Raw genomic sequence first — 3,775 nt, forward strand, 5'->3', positions numbered from 1 at the left:
CGCCGCCCTGGCCGTGATCGCAGGCCTGGCGGTGCAGGGACTCACCGACACGATCTTCTTCCGGCCGGAGGTGCAGCTCAGCGCCTGGTTCAGCGTGGCCACCCTGGCTGCCGCCAGCCAGCGGCGCCGCCTGCAGGGCTGAAGCGATGGCAGAGGCGGCGATGGCACCCCCAGCCCTGATCGCCGGCTTCGACGCCGGCCAGACCCACACCACCTGTCGGCTGGCCCAGCGCGACCCCGGCGGCAGCTGGACCTGTCTCGCCCAGGGCGAGGGCCCCGGCGTTCGCCACCTCGCTGCGCCCGGCGGTCCCGAGGCCTTCTGCCAGGCCCTGCGCACCAGCCTGGCTCTGGCCCTGGCGGCCTCCGGCCTCAGCGACGGGGCCCCAGTGCCCGCTGGAGCGCGCCAGCAGCACCTGCCGGGCCACCATCCCCTGCTGGCGGCGGTGGGCATCGGCGCCAGCGGCATCGAAGTAGGCAGCGGCATCCAGGCCGAGGGCACCCGGCTGGCCGCCGAGGCCCTGCAGCTGCCCCACGGTCGCCTGCTGGTGACCGGCGATGAGCGCGCCGCCCTGCGGGGCGCCATGGGGACCGCCCCGGAGGGGCTGGTGCTGATCAGCGGCACCGGCACGATCGCCGTGGGCCGCAACCGTGAGGGCCGCGAGCACCGCTGTGCCGGCTGGGGCTGGCTGCTGGATGGGATGGGCTCGGCCATGGACATCGGCCGCGATGGGCTGGGCGTGTCCCTGGAGATGGCCGATGGTCGCCGGCCCGGCAGCGATCTGAGGCGGCGGCTGTGGGACGAGCTGGGCCTTGATCCGGATCAGCCCCACAGTCCTCAGGGCATCAAGGCCCTGGTGGTGACGCCGGAATTCGGCCCGGCGGGGTTCGCGCGGCTGGCCCCGGTGGTGGTGGCCTGCGCCGAAGACGGCGATGCCGCCGCCCGGGCCATCGTGCGCCGCCATGCCGGGGCCCTGGCGGCGATGGCGGCCACCATCGCCCGGGAGCTGAACCTGGAGCAGCCCAGGATCTGGCCCATGGGTGGAGCCCTGGAGCACCTCAGAGGCCTGCGCCGGCAGCTGGAGCTGGCCCTGGAAAGCCAACTACCCCAGGCCAGTCTCGCCACGCCCGCTGGCGACGCCTGCGCCGGAGCCCTGGCCCTCGCGGTTGAACAGCTCTGAGCGCGACGGCGCACGTCCAGCAGCCGGCAGCGGCCTAGGCCGTGAGATGGCACGGCAGCAGGGCACCATCGAGCTGAGCGCCCTCCAGCTGGGCCCCCGCCAGGTCGGTGTCCCGCAGGTCACAGCCACGCAGGTCCGCCTGGCGCAGGTCGGCGCCGGCCAGGCTGGCGCCATAAAGGCTGCAGCCCTGCAGGTTGGCGGCATGCAGGTTGGCCCCCTGCAGCAGTCCAAAGCAGAGGTCGGCGCCGTGGAAATCGCCCTGGCCCAGGTCGGTGAGCTGGTCGAGACCGGAGCGGAAGTCGGCCTCCACCAGCCGGGCCTGGGCCCAGCAGCTGCCGGCGGCCACCACCCCGCGCAGGCAGCAGCGGTGCAGCTGGGCCGCCGAGAAATCGGCGGCCTGGAGCCGGGAGCCGGAGAGGTCGGCCTCCTGCCAGAAGGACTGGGCCGCCCTGAGACCGGAGAGGTCGGCGCCCCAGATCAGGGCCCGCTGGAAGCAGCAACCCTCCACACGCGCCTGGCGGAGGCTGGCGCGGCCGAAGCGGGCCTCCTTGAAGCAACCACCGCTCAGGTTGCAGTGGGAGAGGTCGAGGTCGTGGGCATCCAGCTCAGCCAGCTGCAGGCCGCCGAGCTCGCGCACGCCGGCCACCAGGGCCGCGCGCAGCTCGCCCAGCGTGCTCGGCAGGGACCTGGCGCCGGGGCTCGGTACCATCAGAGGATGGCGGCCAGGGCGTTGAGCTGCTGACGCCGGGATTCCAGCAGCAGGCGCTGGGCCTCGGCCATCAGCTGGAACACGGCCGCATCGATCACGGCGTAATACACCAGGGCGCCCTCGGGGCGGCGTTGCACCACGCCGGCGATGGTGAGCAGCTTCAGGTGCTTCGACACCAGCGCCTGGCTGAGGCCGGTGGCCTCCACCACGGCGGTGACGTTGAGCGGGCCGGCCCGCAAGGCCTCGAGCACCGCCAGGCGGTTGGGCTCGGAAAACACTTTGAAGTAGTCGGCCAGGTGTTCCATCGGTGGGCGAGCGGGGCGGGCGTGAGGGTGTTGGAGCAGGAGCCAAGAGCTGAATTGTAACGCCATTCAGCGTCATGCAGATGACGCAGCATCACGATGACGTTATAAGTTGAGGCGGGTTTGCGGGCCTTGCCTGGCCGCTCCTCCTCCTCCCTGCTCATGTCTCGGCCATGACCACAGCCCCCGCCACGGCGACAGCCGGCTCCGCTCCGCACCTGCGCGAAGACCTGCTGACGCCGCGCTTCTACACCACGGAAATCGGCAAGGCCGCCCGCACCGACCTGGACCCTCAGCGGGCGTCGTTCGAGGCGATGCTCCAGGAGATGGAAACGGACTACAACCGCGACCACTTCGATCGTCGGGCTGGCCTGGGCCGGCTCTCCAGCCTCAGCGAGACCGAACAAACGGCCTACGAGAGCTATCTGGTGCGCTCCTGCGTGTCGGAGTTCTCCGGCTTCCTGCTGTTCAAGGAGCTCTCCCGCCAGTTACAGCGTGCCCAGCGCCCGGAGCTCAGCCGCCTGTTCAGCCTGATGGCCCGCGATGAGGCCCGCCACGCCGGCTTTCTCAACCGGGCCCTGGTGGCGGAGGGGATCGAGATCGACCTGCCGGCCATGGGCGGCAAACGCCCGATCACCTGGTTCCCCCTCAACTGGGTGCTCTATTCGGTGTACCTCTCCGAGAAGATCGGCTATTGGCGTTACATCCTGATCGATCGGCACCTCAAGCTCCATCCGGAGAATTCGTTCGCGCCGCTGTTTGATTTCTTCGAGCCCTGGTGTCAGGACGAAAACCGCCATGGCGACATCTTCAACATGCTGATCCGCTGCTGGCCCGGGCTCAACAGCGGCTGGCACGGGCGCCTGCTGAGCCGCTTCTTCCTCTGGAGCGTGTTTCTCACCCACAGCCTCACCGTGTGTGAGCGCGGCGACTTCTACCAGCTGCTGGGCCTCGATCCCAACCAGTTCGACGCCGAGGTGATGCGGCAGACCAACCGCACCGCCCGCCGGGCCTTTCCGGTGGTATTTGATCTGGAGGAGAGCGCGTTCCTGGCCCTGCGTGATCGCCTGGTGACCACCTTTCGGGAGCTGCGCCAGGCCAGGAACAGGCCTCTGCGCCGCCTGGTGCTGCAGGGACGCTTCGCCACGCTGCTGCTGCGCCAGTTCTGCCAGCCGATGGTGGCTGCGGGCTCGGCCCCGGCTTGAGGCCGCACGGCCAATCCCCCGGCACGTGACGCAAGACAACAGGCACCCCTGCCATTGTTGCGCCAGGGCTTTACAACGCTATCGTTATGTCGTTGATTGCCGGTTTCACCATGCCCACCACCCATCCCGCCTCCGTTTCCGACCACGCCAGCGCTGAGGACGCCCGGCGGCGGCGGCAGCTCGGCCCCCGGGTCCGCAAGCTGCATGCCCGCATCGGCAAGGCCCACCACCGCGCCGAGGGGATGCACTTCTCCCGGGCCCTGCTGGCCGGGGAAGCCCATCCCCTGCAGCTGGCCTCCCTGCTGCGGGCCCTGGCTCCCGCCTACGCCCTGCTGGAGCAGAACGCGCCGGCCCTCGCCGCAGCCCTGGGGGCCACCGAGC

Annotated in this window: 4 protein-coding genes and 2 pseudogenes; 4 read left to right on the top strand and 2 right to left on the bottom strand. The window is 70.7% G+C overall.

What is annotated here, in order from left to right:
- Window positions 1-142, top strand: a pseudogene (locus IQ216_RS12455) (putative bicarbonate transporter, IctB family); the annotation flags it as partial.
- A gap of 19 nt (window positions 143-161) precedes the next feature.
- Window positions 162-1,178 (top strand): BadF/BadG/BcrA/BcrD ATPase family protein, encoded by a 1,017-nt coding sequence (locus IQ216_RS12460; RefSeq protein ID WP_228007481.1) that lies wholly within the window; start codon window positions 162-164, stop codon window positions 1,176-1,178.
- A 34-nt stretch (window positions 1,179-1,212) separates the two neighbouring features.
- Here the strand turns inward: IQ216_RS12460 and IQ216_RS12465 are convergent, their stop codons facing one another.
- Window positions 1,213-1,887 carry a pentapeptide repeat-containing protein gene (locus IQ216_RS12465; RefSeq protein WP_193815738.1) on the bottom strand — a complete coding sequence of 225 codons (675 nt, stop codon included), beginning with the start codon at window positions 1,885-1,887 and terminating at the stop codon, window positions 1,213-1,215.
- Window positions 1,887-2,192 carry a metalloregulator ArsR/SmtB family transcription factor gene (locus IQ216_RS12470; protein ID WP_193815739.1) on the bottom strand — a complete coding sequence of 102 codons (306 nt, stop codon included), beginning with the start codon at window positions 2,190-2,192 and terminating at the stop codon, window positions 1,887-1,889. The genes IQ216_RS12465 and IQ216_RS12470 overlap by 1 nt, the downstream gene beginning before the upstream one ends.
- Before the next feature lie 170 nt (window positions 2,193-2,362).
- Here IQ216_RS12470 and acsF point away from each other — a divergent pair, with 170 nt between their 5' ends.
- Together acsF and IQ216_RS12480 are read left to right on the top strand one after the other, a co-directional pair.
- The gene (gene acsF, locus IQ216_RS12475; RefSeq protein WP_193815740.1) at window positions 2,363-3,394 is read left to right on the top strand and encodes a magnesium-protoporphyrin IX monomethyl ester (oxidative) cyclase; all 1,032 of its coding nucleotides are present in this window, start codon (window positions 2,363-2,365) and stop codon (window positions 3,392-3,394) included.
- Window positions 3,395-3,504: 110 nt separating this feature from the next.
- Window positions 3,505-3,775: pseudogene (locus tag IQ216_RS12480) on the top strand (heme oxygenase); the annotation flags it as partial.

This window comes from Cyanobium sp. LEGE 06143 (genome assembly GCF_015207535.1).
Lineage (GTDB): Bacteria > Cyanobacteriota > Cyanobacteriia > PCC-6307 > Cyanobiaceae > NIES-981.

Coding starts and splice junctions, on each gene's coding strand:
- IQ216_RS12460 (WP_228007481.1), top strand. CDS start 162: ATGGCACCCCCAGCCCTGATCGCCGGCTTCGACGCCGGCCAGACCCAC.
- IQ216_RS12465 (WP_193815738.1), bottom strand. CDS start 1,887: ATGGTACCGAGCCCCGGCGCCAGGTCCCTGCCGAGCACGCTGGGCGAG.
- IQ216_RS12470 (WP_193815739.1), bottom strand. CDS start 2,192: ATGGAACACCTGGCCGACTACTTCAAAGTGTTTTCCGAGCCCAACCGC.
- acsF (WP_193815740.1), top strand. CDS start 2,363: ATGACCACAGCCCCCGCCACGGCGACAGCCGGCTCCGCTCCGCACCTG.